This is a genomic window from Marinactinospora endophytica (genome assembly GCF_054780875.1).
In genome coordinates this window covers 311,329-328,790 of record NZ_BAAGVM010000003.1, presented here as the reverse complement: position 1 = coordinate 328,790, position 17,462 = coordinate 311,329, and the positions used below count along the sequence as shown (strand labels likewise).

20 protein-coding genes are annotated in these 17,462 nt (G+C 70.2%); 12 read left to right on the top strand and 8 right to left on the bottom strand.

Annotated features, from left to right (window positions below; all coding sequences use genetic code 11):
- Positions 1 to 5: 5 nt before the first annotated feature.
- A complete protein-coding gene (locus ACYVHU_RS08125; RefSeq protein ID WP_078762671.1) occupies positions 6 to 206 on the top strand; it encodes a DUF397 domain-containing protein in 201 nt (66 codons plus the stop codon).
- A 161-nt stretch (positions 207 to 367) separates the two neighbouring features.
- On the opposite strand, the gene ACYVHU_RS08120 is transcribed toward ACYVHU_RS08125, so the two are convergent.
- Positions 368 to 1,588, bottom strand: coding sequence for an NAD(P)-dependent malic enzyme (locus tag ACYVHU_RS08120; protein ID WP_498948012.1), 1,221 nt, complete (start codon positions 1,586 to 1,588; stop codon positions 368 to 370).
- A 306-nt stretch (positions 1,589 to 1,894) separates the two neighbouring features.
- Here ACYVHU_RS08120 and ACYVHU_RS08115 point away from each other — a divergent pair, with 306 nt between their 5' ends.
- The 6 genes from ACYVHU_RS08115 to ACYVHU_RS08090 all read left to right on the top strand — a co-directional run bounded on the left by ACYVHU_RS08115 (position 1,895) and on the right by ACYVHU_RS08090 (position 6,669).
- Positions 1,895 to 2,827, top strand: a complete 933-nt coding sequence (locus ACYVHU_RS08115; protein ID WP_235001045.1) for an ABC transporter substrate-binding protein — start codon at positions 1,895 to 1,897, stop codon at positions 2,825 to 2,827.
- Between the two features lie 7 nt (positions 2,828 to 2,834).
- On the top strand, positions 2,835 to 3,803 hold the full coding sequence (locus ACYVHU_RS08110; protein WP_498948010.1) for an amino acid ABC transporter permease: 969 nt from the start codon (positions 2,835 to 2,837) through the stop codon (positions 3,801 to 3,803).
- Positions 3,800 to 4,591 (top strand): amino acid ABC transporter ATP-binding protein, encoded by a 792-nt coding sequence (locus tag ACYVHU_RS08105; protein ID WP_078762668.1) that lies wholly within the window; start codon positions 3,800 to 3,802, stop codon positions 4,589 to 4,591. The genes ACYVHU_RS08110 and ACYVHU_RS08105 overlap by 4 nt, the downstream gene beginning before the upstream one ends.
- Positions 4,592 to 4,715: 124 nt before the next feature.
- Positions 4,716 to 5,198 carry a GNAT family N-acetyltransferase gene (locus ACYVHU_RS08100; RefSeq protein WP_078762667.1) on the top strand — a complete coding sequence of 161 codons (483 nt, stop codon included), beginning with the start codon at positions 4,716 to 4,718 and terminating at the stop codon, positions 5,196 to 5,198.
- Between the two features lie 245 nt (positions 5,199 to 5,443).
- Entirely contained in the window at positions 5,444 to 5,869 is a 426-nt protein-coding gene (locus ACYVHU_RS08095; RefSeq protein WP_498948009.1) for an ATP-binding protein, read from the top strand.
- Between the two features lie 41 nt (positions 5,870 to 5,910).
- A complete protein-coding gene (locus ACYVHU_RS08090) occupies positions 5,911 to 6,669 on the top strand; it encodes an RNA polymerase sigma factor SigF (RefSeq protein ID WP_200813694.1) in 759 nt (252 codons plus the stop codon).
- A gap of 69 nt (positions 6,670 to 6,738) precedes the next feature.
- Here ACYVHU_RS08090 and ACYVHU_RS08085 read toward each other — a convergent pair whose 3' ends face one another.
- Complete coding sequence (locus ACYVHU_RS08085) at positions 6,739 to 7,152, bottom strand: hypothetical protein (protein ID WP_432938754.1); 414 nt, start codon at positions 7,150 to 7,152, stop codon at positions 6,739 to 6,741.
- 75 nt (positions 7,153 to 7,227) lie between these two features.
- On the opposite strand from ACYVHU_RS08085, the gene ACYVHU_RS08080 reads away from it, so the two are divergent.
- On the top strand, positions 7,228 to 8,166 hold the full coding sequence (locus ACYVHU_RS08080) for a diacylglycerol/lipid kinase family protein (protein ID WP_498948007.1): 939 nt from the start codon (positions 7,228 to 7,230) through the stop codon (positions 8,164 to 8,166).
- Between the two features lie 337 nt (positions 8,167 to 8,503).
- Positions 8,504 to 8,767: a WhiB family transcriptional regulator gene (locus ACYVHU_RS08075; protein WP_078762663.1), complete on the top strand. Its 264-nt coding sequence runs from the start codon at positions 8,504 to 8,506 to the stop codon at positions 8,765 to 8,767.
- A gap of 90 nt (positions 8,768 to 8,857) precedes the next feature.
- Here ACYVHU_RS08075 and ACYVHU_RS08070 read toward each other — a convergent pair whose 3' ends face one another.
- The gene (locus tag ACYVHU_RS08070) at positions 8,858 to 10,414 is read right to left on the bottom strand and encodes a sensor histidine kinase (RefSeq protein ID WP_078762662.1); all 1,557 of its coding nucleotides are present in this window, start codon (positions 10,412 to 10,414) and stop codon (positions 8,858 to 8,860) included.
- A 163-nt stretch (positions 10,415 to 10,577) separates the two neighbouring features.
- Here ACYVHU_RS08070 and ACYVHU_RS08065 point away from each other — a divergent pair, with 163 nt between their 5' ends.
- A complete protein-coding gene (locus ACYVHU_RS08065; protein ID WP_078762826.1) occupies positions 10,578 to 11,318 on the top strand; it encodes a GntR family transcriptional regulator in 741 nt (246 codons plus the stop codon).
- 132 nt (positions 11,319 to 11,450) lie between these two features.
- Positions 11,451 to 13,112, top strand: a complete 1,662-nt coding sequence (locus ACYVHU_RS08060) for an acetolactate synthase (protein WP_432938742.1) — start codon at positions 11,451 to 11,453, stop codon at positions 13,110 to 13,112.
- Positions 13,113 to 13,224: 112 nt separating this feature from the next.
- Here ACYVHU_RS08060 and ACYVHU_RS08055 read toward each other — a convergent pair whose 3' ends face one another.
- Complete coding sequence (locus tag ACYVHU_RS08055) at positions 13,225 to 13,392, bottom strand: hypothetical protein (protein WP_498948005.1); 168 nt, start codon at positions 13,390 to 13,392, stop codon at positions 13,225 to 13,227.
- Between the two features lie 35 nt (positions 13,393 to 13,427).
- Between ACYVHU_RS08055 and ACYVHU_RS08050 the strand changes: the two genes are divergently transcribed.
- Positions 13,428 to 13,835 (top strand): GNAT family N-acetyltransferase, encoded by a 408-nt coding sequence (locus ACYVHU_RS08050; RefSeq protein WP_498948003.1) that lies wholly within the window; start codon positions 13,428 to 13,430, stop codon positions 13,833 to 13,835.
- A 34-nt stretch (positions 13,836 to 13,869) separates the two neighbouring features.
- Here the strand turns inward: ACYVHU_RS08050 and ACYVHU_RS08045 are convergent, their stop codons facing one another.
- From ACYVHU_RS08045 to ACYVHU_RS08030, 4 genes are all read right to left on the bottom strand, one after another.
- Positions 13,870 to 14,247, bottom strand: coding sequence for a thioesterase family protein (locus ACYVHU_RS08045; RefSeq protein WP_078762660.1), 378 nt, complete (start codon positions 14,245 to 14,247; stop codon positions 13,870 to 13,872).
- Between the two features lie 21 nt (positions 14,248 to 14,268).
- Entirely contained in the window at positions 14,269 to 14,481 is a 213-nt protein-coding gene (locus ACYVHU_RS08040; RefSeq protein ID WP_078762659.1) for a biotin/lipoyl-binding carrier protein, read from the bottom strand.
- 80 nt (positions 14,482 to 14,561) lie between these two features.
- On the bottom strand, positions 14,562 to 15,851 hold the full coding sequence (locus ACYVHU_RS08035) for an HD-GYP domain-containing protein (protein WP_078762658.1): 1,290 nt from the start codon (positions 15,849 to 15,851) through the stop codon (positions 14,562 to 14,564).
- Positions 15,851 to 17,197, bottom strand: coding sequence for an HD-GYP domain-containing protein (locus ACYVHU_RS08030; RefSeq protein WP_394330065.1), 1,347 nt, complete (start codon positions 17,195 to 17,197; stop codon positions 15,851 to 15,853). The genes ACYVHU_RS08035 and ACYVHU_RS08030 overlap by 1 nt, the downstream gene beginning before the upstream one ends.
- Positions 17,198 to 17,462: the final 265 nt, after the last annotated feature.

Genomic DNA, 17,462 nt, shown 5'->3' with positions numbered 1-17,462 from the left:
GCGGCATGGCCGCGTTTGAAACGGAAGGCGCTCGCTGGCGCACGAGCTCCTACAGCGGTACCGGAGGGGGACAGTGCGTCGAGGTCGCAGACCTGAACAGGAGGATCATGGTCCGCGACTCCAAAACACCGGGCGGAACGGTGCTGGGCTTTCCCCCCGAGGCGTGGGCGGCCTTTCTCGGGGCCGCCGCACGCGACAAGCTCTGACCCCCGCACCGCGGTACCGCAGGTGAAACCCTGCACCGCTTCGAGACCCGACCTCGGTCGGCCGCCCCCATGACGACCGATCCGGAGCGGGAGAACCCCGCTCCGGATCGGTCACTCTGGATCACCGGACGATCACGTCGCGTCCGGTCGGATCACGGCGGTCAGGCCCGCGCCACCCCGTCCTCGCGCGCCTGCGCGGCCACCGCCGCGGAGACCGCCGGGACCACCCGCTCGTCGAACGGGCTGGGGATGACGTAGTCGGGGGCGAGGTCGTCCCCGACCAGGTCGGCCAGGGCGTCGGCCGCCGCCAGCTTCATGTTCTCGGTGATGTCGGTCGCGCGGACGTCCAGCGCCCCGCGGAACACCCCGGGAAAGGCCAGGACGTTGTTGATCTGGTTGGGGAAGTCGCTGCGCCCGGTGGCGACGACGCTCGCGTACGAGCGGGCGACGTCGGGGTGGATCTCGGGGTTGGGGTTGGCCATGGCGCAGATGATGGCGTCCTTGGCCATCGTCGCCACGACGGATTCGGGGACCTCTCCGGCGGACAGGCCGATGAACACGTCGGCTCCGGCCAGCGCGCTCTCGATGGACCCCTGCAACCCGGCCTTGTTGCTGATGGCGGCTATCTCGGCCTTGGCCGCGTTGAGGCCCTCGCGGCCCGCGTAGATCATGCCCTTGCTGTCGGCGACGGCGATGTCGCCGATACCGCCCTCGATGAGCATCCGGGTGACGGCGAGACCGGAGGCGCCCGCCCCCGAGACCACCGCGCGCAGGTCGCCCAGCTCGCGCCCGGTCACCCGGGCCGCGTTGCGCAGTGCCGCCAACGCGACGATGGCGGTCCCGTGCTGGTCGTCGTGGAACACCGGGATGTCCAGGACCTCGCGCAGCCGCCGTTCGATCTCAAAGCACCGCGGCGCGGAGATGTCCTCCAGGTTGATGCCCCCGAAGGAGGGGGCCATGCGCACGACGGTCTCGACGATCTGGTCGGTGTCGGTGCACGACAGCGCGATCGGGACCGAGTCGACCCCGGCGAACTGCTTGAACAGCAGCGACTTGCCCTCCATCACGGGCAGGGAGGCCTCGGGCCCGATGTTGCCCAGCCCCAGAACCGCGGTGCCGTCGGTGACGACCGCGACGACCTTGCTCTTCCAGGTGTAGGTGTCGACGAGTTCGGGGGAGTCGGCGATGGCGCTGCACACCCGGGCCACGCCCGGCGTGTAGGCGAGGGCCAGCCCCTCGTGATCGGCGACCTCGATGGACGATTCGACCCGGAGCTTGCCGCCCCGGTGCAACGCGAAGGCGGGATCCTCGTCCAAACGGTCATGGGCAGTGGTGGTCACGTGAAAAACCCCTCGGTCTTCGTGCCCGTCCGCGTCGGCCATGGCGCGGACGGACGTGGATGCCGGGACAGCGCGTGAAGGCGGGTGCTAGGGGAGGCTCCCGGGCCGGGGCTGCCATGCGCCCGGAAGGGAGCCGGCCTTCACGGTGCTCGTACAAGCTCGGCGCTGTCGGTGTCACGGGGATTACCCGTTACGCAATCATCTCACAATGGTGACCGCAGGCACATACCCGCTCCGGAACGATGGGCGCCCACCCCCATCGCGCCCCGCGTGATGCCCGACGGCGCTCCCGGCCACCACCCCCGATCCCCCGGGACGCCGCCGCCCATCCCTGCAAAGGAGACAGACGTGGCCGTGCCAAAGCACCTCGCCGAGTCGGCCCTCGCCGGCCGCCCGTTCCCCATCGCCGCCCTGTCGCTCGTGTCCGTGCTGGCGTTGTCGGCATGCGGTGGCGGAGGTGAGGGCGGGGAAGCGTCCTCTCCGGCACCGAGCGTCGAGGCCGACTCCGAGCTCTCGGCGATGGTCCCCCAGGAGATCCGCGACGCGGGCGAGATCACCGTCGGCGTCGACGCCAGCTACGCGCCGGGCCAGTTCCTCGACACCGACGGGCAGACCGTCATCGGCTTCGACGTGGAGCTGTTCGACGCGGTGGCGGCCAAGCTCGGCCTGGAGACGCGCTGGGAGCCGGCCCCCTTCGGCAGCATCGTCACCGGTGTGGCCTCGGGCAAGTACAACGCCGGCGTCTCCTCGTTCACCATCAACGCCGAGCGCCTGGAGCAGGTGCACATGGTGAGCTACTTCAACGTGGGCACGCAGTGGTTCACCCAGGCCGGCAACCCCGCTGATGTCGACCCCGAGAACGCCTGCGGCAAGCGGATCGCCGTCCAGAAGAACACCGTGCAGGTGCCCGACATCGAGGCCCGCAGCCAGGCGTGTGTCGAGGCGGGCGACCCCGAGATCGTCATCGAGCAGTTCGAGGGCCAGGACCAGGCCACCGAGTCGATCGTCTCCGGCAAGAACGACGCCGCCCTCGCCGACATGCCCGTGGCCGTCTACGCCGTCGAGCAGACCGGCGACCGGCTGGAGACGCTCGGCGAGCAGTACGAGGCCGCTCCTTACGGCGCGGTGGTGAACAAGGAGGAGACCGAGCTCGCCGAGGCGATCGCGGCCGGCTACACCGCCATCATCGAGGACGGGACCTACACCGAGATCCTGGCGAAGTGGGGTCTGGAACAGGGCGCGATCGAGCAGCCCGAGGTCGACCCGGAGATCGAAGAGTAATACCGACGTGACCTCACAGAGAGATTCGCGGACGTCGGAACCCCCGGTTCCGGCGCAGTCCCCGCCCGATCCCATCAAGGCCGTTCCCGTCAGGCATCCGGGGCGGTGGGTGGCCGCGGCCGTCATCGTGGTGCTGGCCGCCATGTTCGTCCACATGCTGGTGACCAACGAGGCCTTCCAATGGGCCTTCGTCTTCGAGAACATGTTCGCCGAACCGGTCCTGATCGGCGTGCGCACCACGTTGCTGCTGACCGTGCTGGCGATGCTGATCGGCGTCGCCCTGGGCGTCGTCATCGCGGTGATGCGCCTGTCCAGCAACCCGGTCCTGTCCGGCATGGCCTGGCTGTACACGTGGTTCTTCCGCGCCGTGCCGCGTCTGGTGCTCGCGGTCCTCTTCGGCAACCTCGGCATCCTGTACCAGCAGATCGAGTTCGGCCTGCCTTTCGACAACTACTGGATGCCCCTGCTCGGGCTGGAGGGCGACGCCCGCATCTTCAGCCTGGACGCCCGCACCTTCCTCAGCGGCTTCATGGCCGGTCTCCTCGCCCTGGCGCTGTCCGAGGGCGCCTACATGTCGGAGATCGTCCGGGCCGGCCTGCAGTCGGTGGACAAGGGACAGACCGAGGCCGCCCAGGCCCTGGGCATGAACCGGTCGAAGGTACTGCGCCGTATCACGCTGCCCCAGGCGTTGCGGGTGATCGTGCCGCCCACCGGCAACGAGACGGTGGCCATGCTCAAGGACACCGCGCTGGTGGCCTACGTCCCGGTGACGACCGAGCTGTTCTTCCAGCTCAGCGCCATCGGGTCGCGCACCTTCCAGCTCTTTCCGATGCTGGTCGCCGCGTGCCTGTGGTACCTGGCGATCACCAGCCTGTTCATGATCGGGCAGTACTTCCTGGAACGGACGTTCGGACAGCGCGGCGCGCGCGCCGGCGTCGGGGGGCGGCTGCTCAGCGGCGGGGGAGGCAGAGGATGACGCTTGCGGCGGGAGGCCCCGTGTCCGACGATCGCATGGTCGTCGCGGAGAACGTCCACAAGAGCTACGGGCGGGTCGAGGTCCTTCGCGGCATCGACCTGGAGGTGCGCCGGGGCGAGGTCATGTGCGTGGTGGGCCCCTCGGGCTCGGGCAAGTCCACCTTCCTGCGTTGCGTGAACCACCTGGAGAAGATCAACGCCGGACGGTTGTGGGTGAACGGCCAGCTCATGGGCTACCGCGAGAAGGGCGGCCGGCTCCACGAGCTGCGCGAGAGCGAGGTCGCGGCCCAGCGCCGTGACATCGGCATGGTGTTCCAGCGCTTCAACCTGTTCCCGCACATGACGGCGCTGGGCAACGTCATGGAGGCGCCCGTCCAGGTCAAGGGCGAGCCCAGGGCGCAGGCGCGGGAACGCGCGATGCGGTTGCTGGAGCGGGTCGGCCTGGCGGACAAGGCGAACAGCCTGCCCGACCAGCTCTCCGGCGGTCAGCAGCAACGTGTCGCGATCGCCCGCGCGCTGGCCATGCAACCGTCGCTGATGTTGTTCGACGAGCCGACGAGCGCCCTCGACCCCGAGCTGGTCGGGGAGGTCCTCGACGTGATGAAGGACCTGGCCCGCGACGGGATGACGATGATCGTGGTCACCCACGAGATGGGCTTCGCCCGCGAGGTGGGCGACAGCCTCGTCTTCATGGACGGTGGCGTGGTCGTGGAGCGGGGGACCCCGGCGGAGGTGCTGTCCGCCCCCCGCCGGGAACGCACCCGCTCCTTCCTGTCCAAGGTGCTGTAGCGGACCGTCCTGCCCGGTGGACGCGGGGACGCCGCCCCGTCCGGAGCCGGTCTCGGCTACCGTGAACGGGGTGGCGTCCCCGCACGCCTCACGACCAGACCCGTCGATCCCACGAGGAGCAGCCGTGATCCGCCCCGCCCGCCCCGAGGACGTGCCGACGATCCATCGGCTGGTCCGTGAGCTCGCCGAGTACGAGCGCGAGCCCGAGTCGGCCAAGGCGAGCGAGGAGGACTTCACCGAGGCCCTGTTCGGACCGGCTCCGGCCGCCTTCGCGCACGTCGCCGAACACACCGGAGCCGACGGCACCACCACCGTCGCCGGTTTCGCCCTGTGGTTCCGCAACTTCTCGACCTGGACCGGGCGGCACGGCATCTACCTGGAGGACCTCTACGTCCGCCCGGAGCTGCGCGGCCACGGTTACGGCAAGGCGCTCCTGACCGAGCTCGCCCGCATCTGCGTGGAGCGGGGCTACACCCGGCTGGAATGGTCGGTGCTCGACTGGAACGCCCCGTCGATCGCGTTCTACAAGGCGCTGGGCGCCCGTCCCATGGACGAGTGGACCGTCTACCGGCTGGACGGCGAGGCCCTACGGGAGCTGGCGGGCTGACGCCCCTTCCCGGCCGGTCCCCGGCGGCCCGAGGCGGTGGGACGTCCAGGTGCGGTCAGGCGCCTCGGAGGTAACGATCCCGCCGCTGTCCGCGGACCGAGCCGGTTGTTGTGTCACCAATCGTCCTCTCCTGCCGCCCGGCGGGCACGTCGATCGACGAACACAGATCGAATCGCGTGCGGCACGGGGAGGGCTGACAAGATAGATTGCTCTCAAGCGGCAATCTCGCTTCCCGGAGGAGGGACGTGACCGAAGAAACCGCCGTGCCGATGACAGGCGGAACGGACGTACGGGACGCGGTGACCGTCCGCATGCCGGCGGACAGCGCCTACCTGTCCGTTCTGCGAACGGCGACGGCAGGCCTGGCCGCCCGGCTCGATTTCACCCTCGACGAGATCGAGGACCTGCGTATCGGGGTGGACGAGGCCTGCGCCATGCTGCTCTCCCAAGCCCTGCCCGGCACGGATCTCACGACCGAGTTCGAACTCACCGGTGACGGCATGCGCATCGCCGTCTCGGTACTGACCGCCGACGGCCGGTTGCCGGCCCGCGACACGTTCGCGTGGACCGTCCTCTCGGCCCTGGCAGGCGAGGTCGACGCCCGTGTCGGCCCTGACGACCGAGTGTCCATCGTCCTGCACAAACGCCGCGACGTGGTGGAGTCGGCGTGAGCGAGAGGGGGCCCGCTCTGACGGCGAAGACGGAGCACGCCGTGCCCGATCGGGCCCGTGCACGAGAGTTGTTCGAGCGCCTGAGCGAGCTTCCCGCGGACGCGCCGGAACGGCAGCGGATTCGCGACGAACTCGTCGAACTCCACCTTCCCTTGGTGGAGTACCTGGCGCGACGCTTCCGCAACCGTGGCGAATGGTTGGACGATCTCACCCAGGTCGCCACGATCGGCCTGATCAAGTCGATCGACCGGTTCGACCTGGAGCGCGGCGTGGAGTTCTCCACCTACGCCACGCCCACGATCGTCGGCGAGATCAAACGCCACTTCCGGGACAAGGGCTGGGCGGTGCGGGTGCCGCGCCGGCTCCAGGAGCTGAAGCTCTCGCTGACCAAGGCGGTCAGCGACCTCTCCCAGCGCGAGGGTCGCGCGCCGACAGTGCACGAGCTGGCCGAACACCTGGGCATGACCGAGGAGGAGGTCCTTGAGGGGCTGGAGTCGGCGAACGCCTACTCCACCGTCTCCCTGGACGCTCCCGACAGCGGTGACGAGGACGCTCCCGCGGTGGCCGACTCCCTGGGGATCGTGGACGACTCCCTCGAAGGCGTCGAGTACCGCGAATCCCTCAAACCGCTGCTGGAGCAGCTTCCCCCGCGCGAGAAGCGGATCCTGCTCCTGCGGTTCTTCGGCAACATGACGCAGTCGCAGATCGCGACGGAGCTCGGCATCTCCCAGATGCACGTGTCGCGTCTGCTCGCCCGGACCCTGGCCCAGCTCCGCCAGGCCCTCACCACCGACGACTGAACCCGTGACGTCGAGTGGCCCCCGAGGAGGTTCCCCGGGGGCCACTCGACGTCACGGCCGCTTGACGGCTCACCCCTGCCTGGAGCGCCGGGACGCTCCCCCGGCCTCGTCGGGGAACAGGGTCGCCGTGGTCGACGGCGCCAGGACCAGCGCGAGGGCGGCGACGGCGAGCGCGCCGAGTCCCAGCGCGGCGGCGTACTGCTCGCTGGTCCACAGATAGTAGGTGGTGACCAGCGCGAAGATCTGGGTGAGGACGACCGGCGTGCGCGCCCAGTCGTGCAGCGTGAACAACCCCCAGGCGACATAGCCGAGCGCCGCGGCGCCACCGAGCACGAAGACGACCAGCGGCAGACCGAAGGAGCCGTCGGCGCCCCGCCCCAGCAGCGTGATGGCGAGGACGTAGATCCCTCCGACGGCCAGACCGAGCCCGAGGAGGGCCTCGATCAGGGCGGCGAGGGTGATGGTGAGCGGACGTCGGAACACGATTTCACTGTAACCGCCCGCCACAACAGGCCGGCGCCGCCCGGGCGTCCGCGCGGTGGTCACTAGACTGTGCCCGTGCGCGCGCTGTTCATCGTGAACCCCCAGGCCACCACGACGACCCCCCGGGCGAGGGACGTGATCGTGCGTGCCATCGCCAGCGACCTCGATGTGGACCTCGTCCAGACCGAGTACCGTGACCACGCCAAGGAGCTGGCCCGGCAGGCCGCCGTCGAGGGCTATGAGCTCGTCATCAGCCTCGGCGGCGACGGCACGGTGAACGAGGTGGTCAACGGCATCCTCACCGCGCCACCCGAAGCCGAGCGTCCGGCCTACGCCGCGCTGCCCGGCGGCAGCGCGAACGTGTTCATCCGCGCGTTGGGCCTGCCCCCGGATCCGGTCGAGGCGACCGGGGCGATCCTGGAGGCGCTGCGCACCGGTTCCCAGCGCACGGTCGGGCTGGGACGGATCGACGGTCCCGAGGACGGCCGCTACTTCACCTTCTGCGCGGGGTTCGGCTGGGACGCCGAGGTCGTCCACGAGGTCGAGCGGCAGCGTCGCCGGGGCCGGCGCGCCTCGCCGGCGCTGTACATGGGCATCGCGCTGCAGATGTTCCTGAAGGGCGAGGAGGTACGCGACCCGTCACTGGAGCTGGAGGTGCCCGGGCGCCCCTTGTCGAAGGATCTCTACCTCGCGCTCGTGACGAACACGACCCCCTGGACCTACGCGGGGACCCTCCCGGTGCAGCCGACGCCCCGTTCCCGGCTGGGCTTGGGGCTGGACGCGTTCGCCCTGACGCAGGCGGACGCGCTGACGACGGCCGACCTGCTGCGCCGGATGCTCTCCCCCCGGGGGGTACCACCGGCCGGGCGGGGCTATGTCACCTGGCACAACGAGGAGCGGTTCACGATTCGAACGCGGCGTCCGAGGGCGTTCCAGATCGACGGGGAATATCTGGGCCACCGGAAACAGGTCGATTTCCGATCGGTTCCAAAGGCATTACGAATGGTGTGCTGAAAGCGCACGAGAACATCGCCGTAAACGGCTTGTGACGCACACGACACCTTATCGGTAAGGATAGACCACGCGAGCTCTTGCATGCGCCGATCAAGCCTGACAGGCTCAAAGTATCGCCGCACGTTACGGGCAGGTTAACGGTTCGTTCCGAGGTTGGCGGTCCGACACCCGGGTATCCGCGCAGGGTGGACCGCAGGGACGGGTCGGGTCCGGCCCGTACACCCGGGCGTAAGCGAATCGGGGACCAACGACGAGGTGGCCCCGACAACAGCGTCTACCTTCGTGAATTCGTTCACAAGGCACACGCCCCCGATCGCCTCACCGAGGAGTGACCCGCATGGACTGGCGCCACCAAGCTGCCTGCCGTGACGAAGACCCCGAGCTGTTCTTCCCCATCGGAAATTCCGGGCCGGCACTGATCCAGATCGAAGAAGCCAAAGAGGTGTGTCGCCGCTGCCCGGCGATGAACGCCTGCCTCCAGTGGGCCCTGGAGACCGGACAGGACGGCGGCGTCTGGGGCGGGATGAGCGAGGACGAGCGCCGGGCGCTGAAGCGCCGTCGCGGCGCCTCCTCCCTGCGCCGGCTGCACACCACGGTCTGACGTCCCTCACACGAGCCCCGGCCGGCGTCACTCCCGACACCGCCCCCTCCGGACGGGAGCGGCGCGGAACCCCCCGCCCCGCTCCCGGTCTCACGGGACCGGCATCTGCTCCTCGTGCTCCACGGGGAGCTCGATGGCCACCTCGGTGCCGCCTCCCTCGCGCGGCCGGAACTCCAGCCGGCCCCCCAGCTCCCCCACGACCAGGGTCCGCACGATCTGCAGACCGAGACTCGTCGTCCCTTCGACGTCGAACTCCTCGGGCAGCCCTCCGCCGCTGTCACGGACCTGGATCATCAGGCGGCTCCCCGCGTCCTCGGCACCGGGCAACGGGTCCTCCCGGCGGACGGCGACCTCGATGTTGCCCGGACCGTAGGCGAGCCCGTGCTCCACCGCGTTCTGGACGAGCTCGGTCAGGACCATCGACAGCGGCGTGGCCACGAGCGCCGAGAGCAGGCCGAAGTTGCCGTTGCGGCGCGGGACCACCGCGGTGCCGGTGGACGACACCTCCGCGGCCATCTCGATGACCCGGTCGGCGATGTCGTCGAAGTCGACGATCTCGTCGGGGGTGTGCGACAGCATCTCGTGCACGATCGCGATGGACCCCACCCTGCGAACGGCCTCGTCGAGCGCGGCCCGCCCCTCGGGGATCTGGAGCCGGCGGGCCTGCAACCGCAGTAGGGCGGCGACGGTCTGCAGGTTGTTCTTCACCCTATGGTGGATCTCACGGATCGTTGCGTCCTTGGTCATGAGCTCACGCTCACGCCGACGGAGCTCGGTGACGTCGCGGACCATGATCAGCGCCCCCGTCCGCACCCCGCTGATGACCAGCGGGATGGAGCGGAGCTGGATCGTCGAGCCGCGCGCCTCGACCTCGGCCTCCTGCGGGATACGTCCGCTCGCGGTCCAGTTCAGCGACTCGTCCCTGGGGTCTCCCGTCAGGGCGAGGTCCAGCGTGGTACGCGCCAGGCGGGTTCCGACGAGGTCGGCGGTGAGCCCCAGGCGACGGTAGGCCGACAGCGCGTTGGGGCTGGCGTAGACGACACGTCCGTCCTGGTCCAGGCGCAGCAGACCGTCCCCGACCCGCGGCGAGCGCACCATCAGCGGCCCCTGGTCGCTGAAGGGGAACTCGCCTTCGGCGATCATCTGCGCGAGGTCGCTGGCGCTTTGGAGGTAGGTCAGCTCCAGTCGGCTGGGCGTGCGGGCGGAGCTGAGGTTGGTGCTGCGCTGGATGACGCCGAGCAGGTTGCCCTCGCGACGGACCGGGATCGTCTCCTCGCGCACCGGCACCCCACCCGACCAGTCCGGATCGCCTTCGCGGCAGATACGGCCCTCGTTCCAGGCGCGGTCGATGAGCGCCCGCCTGGCCACGGCCTGCGGCGTGAGCGGGGCCGTCTCCGTGGAGCCGGGCTCATCATCACGCAGGAAGGTCTCGACGAGGTCGTCCTGGAAGGCGGTGGGACCGGTGGTGGGACGCATCTGGGAGACGGCGACCCAGCCGCTGTCGTCCCGGAGGCGGACCCACAGCACCAGGTCGGCGAAGGAGAGGTCGGCGAGGAGCTGCCAGTCGGAGACCAGGGCGTGCAACCACTCCAGGTCGGCCGTCTTCAGCGCCGTATACCGTCGGATCAGATCGCTGAGGTGAGGCACTCACAAATCATCCCACGAGTGCGGGCATACTCAAGGAACGCGTCTCTCCACAACTGGTCCAGACCAGTTGTGGCCGTAAGGCCCCTGCCACTGGGAAACGGGTCTCTCGGCTGCGAGGATGCGGCACATGCTGAACGGGTGGGAAGCGGTGGAGGAAACCGACGTGACGGGTCAGCGAACACTCGAGGACGGACCGCGAGTTCCAAAGTACTACCAGGTGAAGAAACAACTTCTGGAGCTCATCGAGGCGATGCCGGCGGGCAACCCGGTTCCGCCGGAGCGCGCGCTGGCCACCCAGTTCGGGACGTCGCGCACGACGGTGCGCCAGGCCCTGACGGAGATGGTCGTCGAAGGGCGCCTGCTGCGGATCCAGGGCAAGGGCACCTTCGTGGCCAAACCGAAGGTCGCCCAGGTCCTGCAGTTGACGAGTTACACCCAGGAGATCCGTTCGCACGGGTTGCATCCGGCCACCCGGATCCTCGACGTCAGCTACGTCAACGCCGACGACGAGCTGGCCGAGCTGCTGGCGATCCGCTCCGGCGGCCGCGTGCTGCGCATCGAGCGGCTCCGGTTGGCCAACGGCGAGCCCATGGCGGTGGAGACCGCGCACCTGGCCGCTCGTCGCTTTCCCGGCCTGCGCCGCCAGCTCGACCGCTACGCCTCGTTGTACGAGGCGCTCGCCAGCGCCTACGACGTACGGCTGGCCGAGGCCGAGGCGACGATCGAGACGGTCCTGGCGACCCCCAACGAGGCCCGGCTGCTGGGAGTCGACGTGGGTCTTCCCCTCGTCCTGCACTGCCAGCACAGTTTCGACGCCGACGGGCACCCGGTGGAGTGGGTGCGCACGCTGTACCGGGGCGACCGCTACAAGTTCGTCACCCGGTTGCGGCCTCCGAAGGAGTGATGTCGCGCGCACCGGCGCGTCCCCCGCCGGTGCGCGGGCGTTGTGCCCGTATGGAGAGCCTTGTCCCCGTGTGGGGGAGATCACTACGCTCCTGTTACCGACAGGTAAGTTCCAAGGAGTGTGAACGCCCACATGAGCCCCTCCCCCTCCCCGGGCCGTCTCCGTGGCCACGGCGGAACCCACGCCGTCGATGTGGCCCTGCACCACGGCGTCGACACGATGTTCACCCTGTCCGGCGGGCACGTGTTCCCCCTGTACGACGGCGCGGTCAAACCGGAGCCCCGGATGCGGCTGCTCGACGTCCGACACGAGCAGACGGCCGTGTTCGCGGCCGAGGGCATCGGCAAGCTCACCCGGCGTGCCGGCTGGGCCGTACTCACCGCGGGTCCCGGCGTGACCAACGGAGTCAGCGGTGTCACCACCGCGCACTTCAACGGCTCCCCACTGGTCGTGCTCGGTGGCCGCGCCCCTGACGGGCGCTGGGGCCAGGGGCTGCTCCAGGAGCTCGACCAGCCCCCGTTGCTCGCCCCGGTCACCAAGAGCGCCCGGACCGTGCACGAGACCGCGGGCATCGGCGCGGCCGTCCACGAGGCGTTCGTGCTGGCCAACACGGCCCATCGAGGTCCGGTGTTCCTCGACATCCCCATGGACCGCCTCTACGACCAGGCCGAGGTGGAGGCACCCGCGTCGGCTCCCGCCCCCGACAGGACCCCCGACCCCGACGCGGTCGCCGCCGCCGCGCGGCTGATCGGCGAGGCCGAGCGTCCCCTGTTCGTGTTCGGATCCGACGTGTGGCTCGACCACGCCGAGCAGGCCGCCCTGGAGGTGGCCGAGGAGCTCGGCGTCCCGGTGATCACCAACGGCCAGGGGCGCGGGGTGCTGCCCGGAGGCCACCCCCTCCTGGTGACACGGGCACGCGGACTCGCCTTCGGCCAGGCCGACCTCGTCGTGGTCGTCGGCACCCCCCTGGACTTCCGGATCGGCCACGGCCTGTTCGGGGGACGCGACGGGGCGCCGCTCGCCAAGGTGGTCCACATCGCCGACTCCCCCGGCCAGATCGCCGCCCACCTGACCCTGGCGGCCTCGGTGGCGGGAGACCTGTCGACGATTCTGCGGGGCCTGGGGGACACCGCGGCCCCCGGCGCCTCGGTCAAGGCGTGGCGCACCCAGCTGGCCGAGGCCAACGCCGCGGCGGTCGCGGCGGACGCCGAGGCGTTGGACAGCGACGCCGACCCCATCCACCCCGCCCGCGTCTACGGCGAGCTGAACCGGCTCCTCGCCGACGACGCCGTGGTGATCGGCGATGGCGGCGACTTCGTCTCCTACGCCGGCAAGTACGTGGAACCCGCCCGCCCCGGAAACTGGCTGGACCCCGGCCCGTTCGGCTGCCTGGGCACCGGCATGGGCTACTCGATCGCCGCCCGGCTCGCCCGGCCGTCGTCGCAGGTGGTGACCCTGCTGGGAGACGGCGCCGCGGGCTTCTCGCTGATGGACGTCGACACCCTGGTGCGGCACGGACTCCCCGTCGTCATGGTGTGCGGCAACAACGGGATCTGGGGGTTGGAGAAGGCCCCCATGCAGATGATCTACGGTTACGACGTCATCGCCGAGCTCGCGCCGCAGACCCGTTACGACGAGGTGGTGCGCGCGCTGGGAGGCGGCGGCGAGCTCGTCACCGACCCGCGGGAGATCGGCCCCGCGCTGCGCCGGGCGTTCGACTCCGGCGTGCCCTACCTCGTCAACATCGCGACCGACCCCGACAACGTCTACCCGCGCAAGACCATGGGCGTCTGAGCGTCACGCGTTCCCGCCCGTGTGTCGGGCGGGAACGCGCGGCTCGCTGGCCTTCCCGTCCCCGATACGCCAGGCTCATGCCATGGCGGATCGCTTCTGGCCCCTGTACGACCTACGGATCACCACGCCACGGCTCGAACTCCGGCTCCCCGATCTGGAGCTGCTCACCGCCCTGGCCTCCCTCGCCGCCGAGGGGGTGCACGAGGAGTCGGCGATGCCCTTCACCGTGCCGTGGACGGCGGGCTCCCCCGAGGAGCGCGGCCGCTCGGTCATCCAGCACAACCTGGGGCTGATCGGCCAGTGGCGGCCGGAGTCGTGGGCACTGGGCCTGGCCGTCCTCCACCGGGGACGGTCGTCGGCCTCCAAGACCTCTTCGCCACCGACTTCGCGGTCACCCGCGAGGTCGAGACCGGCTCCTGGCTGGGCCTGGCCCACCAGGGACAGGGGATCGGCACCGAAATGCGGGCCGCCGTCCTGGCCCTGGCCTTCGAGGGACTGGACGCCCACTGGGCGGTCTCCGGGGCGATGACCGACAACCGGCGTTCCCTGGGAGTGTCGCGCAGGCTCGGCTACCGGCCCGATGGCCACAGCGTCGTCGCGGTCCAGGGACGGGCCCGAACCGTGCAGCGCCTGCGTCTGGACCGGGCCGCGTGGCAGGCTCACCGCACCGTGTCGGTCGAGATCGGGGGTTTGGAGCCCTGTCTGCCCCTGTTCGGCTGTTAGCCCGGTCGTGTCGCCGCGGCCCGTCCGGCCGGCTTCAGCGCGCGGCGGTCAGGAAGCGTTCGCGGTCCACCACGACCCGCTCGACCGTCCCCTTGGCCACCGGCCGCCCGTCCTGGGCGAGTTCGACGTCGAACACCAGACGGCCGCCCGCGACCTCGCGCAGCAGCGCGGTGGCCACCACGACCACGCCCGGGGAGGAGGGCGCGAGGTGGGCGAGGTCGACACGGGTGCCGACACTGGTGCGGCCTTGCTCCAGGTGGTCGCGCACAGCGGCCACGGTCGCGGCCTCGACGAGGGCCACGGCGCGCGGGGTGCCCAGAACCGGCACGTCACCGCTGCCCAGTGCTACGGCGGTGTCCTCCGCGGACACCGTGTGCTCCACCCGGCCGTGCAATCCCGTGGAAATCGTCATGGTCGACAGTGTCTCGGAACGTCACTGGACGACGGCGAGCAGGTCCCCCTCCTGCACCACGTCCCCTTCGCCGACGTTGAGGCTGATGACGGTCCCGGGGTCCTCGACCAGCACCGGGATCTCCATCTTCATGGACTCCAGGATGAACAGCGTGTCCCCTTCGGCGACCTTCGTCCCCTCCGCGACCATGACCTTCCAGACGTTGGCCACCATCTCAGCGCGGATTTCGGTCATCTCCGACTCCTCATTCTCGTCCGGCCCCCGCATGGCGCCGTGATCGACAGCCGATCCTATGGGAGTACCCACGGGTAGATTCACCAGCGCGACCGGGGCCGGTCCAGCACGCGCGCCACCGCGGCGACCACGTCGGGATCGTACTCACGGTCGGTGTCCATGCGCAGACGTTGGAGTACCGCCTCGATCCGGTCGCGGTCGGTGGACTCGCCGACCAGGTCGTCGAAGGCGTTGGCCACCTTGATGATCCTGCTGGCCAGCGGCGGCGGCCCGGTCTCGCCCTCCCCCGCGGAGGGCTCGCACTGGCGGCGCACGATCTCGGCGACGTTGTCGAGCACGCCGGTCTCGCGGATCACCGCCGACCCCAGCTCGGCGATGCGTCGCTGCTCCCGGGGAGGGGCGAGGACGGTGGCGCCGCTGGGGATGGGGTCGCGCAGCGACAGCTGGCCGATGTCGTGCATGAGCGCCGCGTACTCCAGCTCCAGCAGCTCCGACTCGCGCATTCCCAGTTCGCAGCCCACCGCGTGGGCCAGCCTGCTCACCCGCCGCGAATGGCCGGTCTCGACGTACCCGCCCACCTCGGTGACCCGCGAGAGCGCTCGCACGGTCTGGAGATAGGTCAGGCGGATCTCGGCGAACCTGCGGAAGGCGACCTGGGTGACGATCAGCGGCGCCGTGAAGACCAGGAGCGCGGCCAGCCCCATGACACTGGAGGCCAGGGCGATGAGGATGCCCGACGCACCGGTGGCCACGCTGATGGGGAACTGGGCGCGCACCTCGTCGCGGAAGGCGACGGGGAACCGGGTGCGCAGGCGTTCGGCCCGCAGCACCGCGGCGATCACGGAGTCGGCCAGCCAGGACAGCATGACGATCGAGGCCATGGCGGTGAGGGCGAGCCACCAGTGGGGCTCGGGCGAACCGAGCACCGAGGCGAGCGGCCGGAAGGCCAGCGCGACAAGACCGATGACCAGCAACCGCCGGGCGAGGTCGCCCCAACGAGGGATCCGCCCCACGGCGACGTGGGGGAGCTCGCCCAGGGCCAGGCCGACCGCGGTGACCGCGATGACCTGGGCGGCGCCCTGGGCCACGGGGTCGGCGCCGACGGTGAGCAGGAACGTGTAGCCGAGGGCGCTGGCGGAGGCGATCGGCGACACCTCGCGCTGCCCGGGCAGCGCGATCCGGGCGAGCTCGCCGAGAGCGATCAGGATCCCGAAGGCCAGGGCGATGCGGGGTTCGGCGAAGCCGGTGAGGAACGTCCACACCAGGGATCCGGCGGCGCACAGCGCCGCCGTGGCGATCAGCAACGAGCGCACCGGGTCGATGCGCTGACGGACCTGCCGACGCGCCGACCGCGCTCCCCGCGTCCCCATCACTCGCCCTCTCCGGCGACCCGCAGCGGCACGCTGGGATCGTCGTGATCCTGCTGGGAGACCTCGGCCATGTCGCCGTCGGGAAGTTCCACGATGTCGGGGGCCTCCCAGCCGTCCCGGGACACCGCGCTGATGAGGGCGTCCACCATGACCGGGTCGAACTGCGGACCGGCGCAGCGGCGCAGCTCGGCGAACGCCTCCTCGGTGCTGCGGGCCTTGCGGTAGGAACGGGTCGACGTCATGCAGTCGAAGGCGTCGGCGACGGAGATGATCCGGGCGAACTCGGGGATCTCCTCACCGGCCAGGCCCATGGGGTAGCCGCGGCCGTCCATGCGCTCGTGGTGGTGCATGATCCCGGCCAGGGCCTCGTCGAGGAAGCCGATCTCGCGCACGATCTCATAGCCCCGCATGGGGTGGAGCTGGATCGCGGCGTACTCCTCCTCGGTGAGCTTGCCCGACTTCTGCAGCACCTTCGTGGGCACCCCGAGCTTGCCGACGTCGTGGAGCATGCCCGCGTAGCGGATGGTCTGGACCCGTTCGGCGTGCATCCCCAGTTCCTGGGCGATCATCGCCGACGCCTTGGAGACCCTCATGCAGTGGCCCCGCGTGTAGTAGTCCTTGGTCTCCACCGCCTGACACAGGGTGGCCAGCGTGGAGTCGTGGGCGCGCTGCTCGGAGATGTACTGGTCGAAGGCCCAACGCGCGATGAACAACGGCAGCAGGACCAGCGGCACGGCGAACGCGCCGACGGCCCCCCATATGGCCGCCACGCACAGGCCCAGCACCGAGTAGCCCACCGAGGACAGCTCCAGCGTGGCCAGCGGGCGCCAGCGGACGCGGCGGGGCCGCTGCCAGCGGACCACCCCCAGGCACCACATGAGACCGGCGACCAACGCGATGTTGACGAAGGTGTGGACGAGCAGGGCGCCGGAGAACGGGATGACGATCCACGGGAAGTCCTCGGGGCCGGGAACGCCCTGCTTGCCCCCCAGCATGAGGAAGACCCAGCCGGTGACGAACCCGGTGAGGCCGAGCTGGGCGCCGTTGAACAGCCGTTTGACCAGCGTCTGGCGCCGCACGGCCAGACAGGAGCCGAACCCGACGACGGCGGCCCCCACGGGGCCGGTCAGGACCACCGCGGCCAGGGCGATGGCCGCGCTCGGCGAGATCCCGGTGTTCCCGTTGTCCACGACCGTGGTGATGGACTCGGCCACGATGAAGAGGACGACGAGGAGAACGAGCGTGACAGGGTCGATGCCGTCGTAGGAGCCCAAGGTCAGGACGAGGGCGGCAGCGAGCCCGATGAGACCCACGTACAACCGCGCGGCCACGGGAAGCGCACGCAATTTCCTGTTACCTCCGGTTCGATACCGCCCCGTCCGGTGCGTTTCTCAGCGTTCGCGGCGCACTACCACCAGTTCCAACCGCCATAGGCGACGGCAATCTGGGCAGCGGAGATAAGGAACAGGGCCAGCTTTAGCGGAAACGGACTCATGTCCCTGCCTCTCCTCCTTGCGCGGCGTCGCACGTCACACCCCCTGCGCGCGACACTCGAAATTACCCCATACGGTCGATATAGCGGTCAGTTTAGCGGCAGCGCCCAGGGCCCTC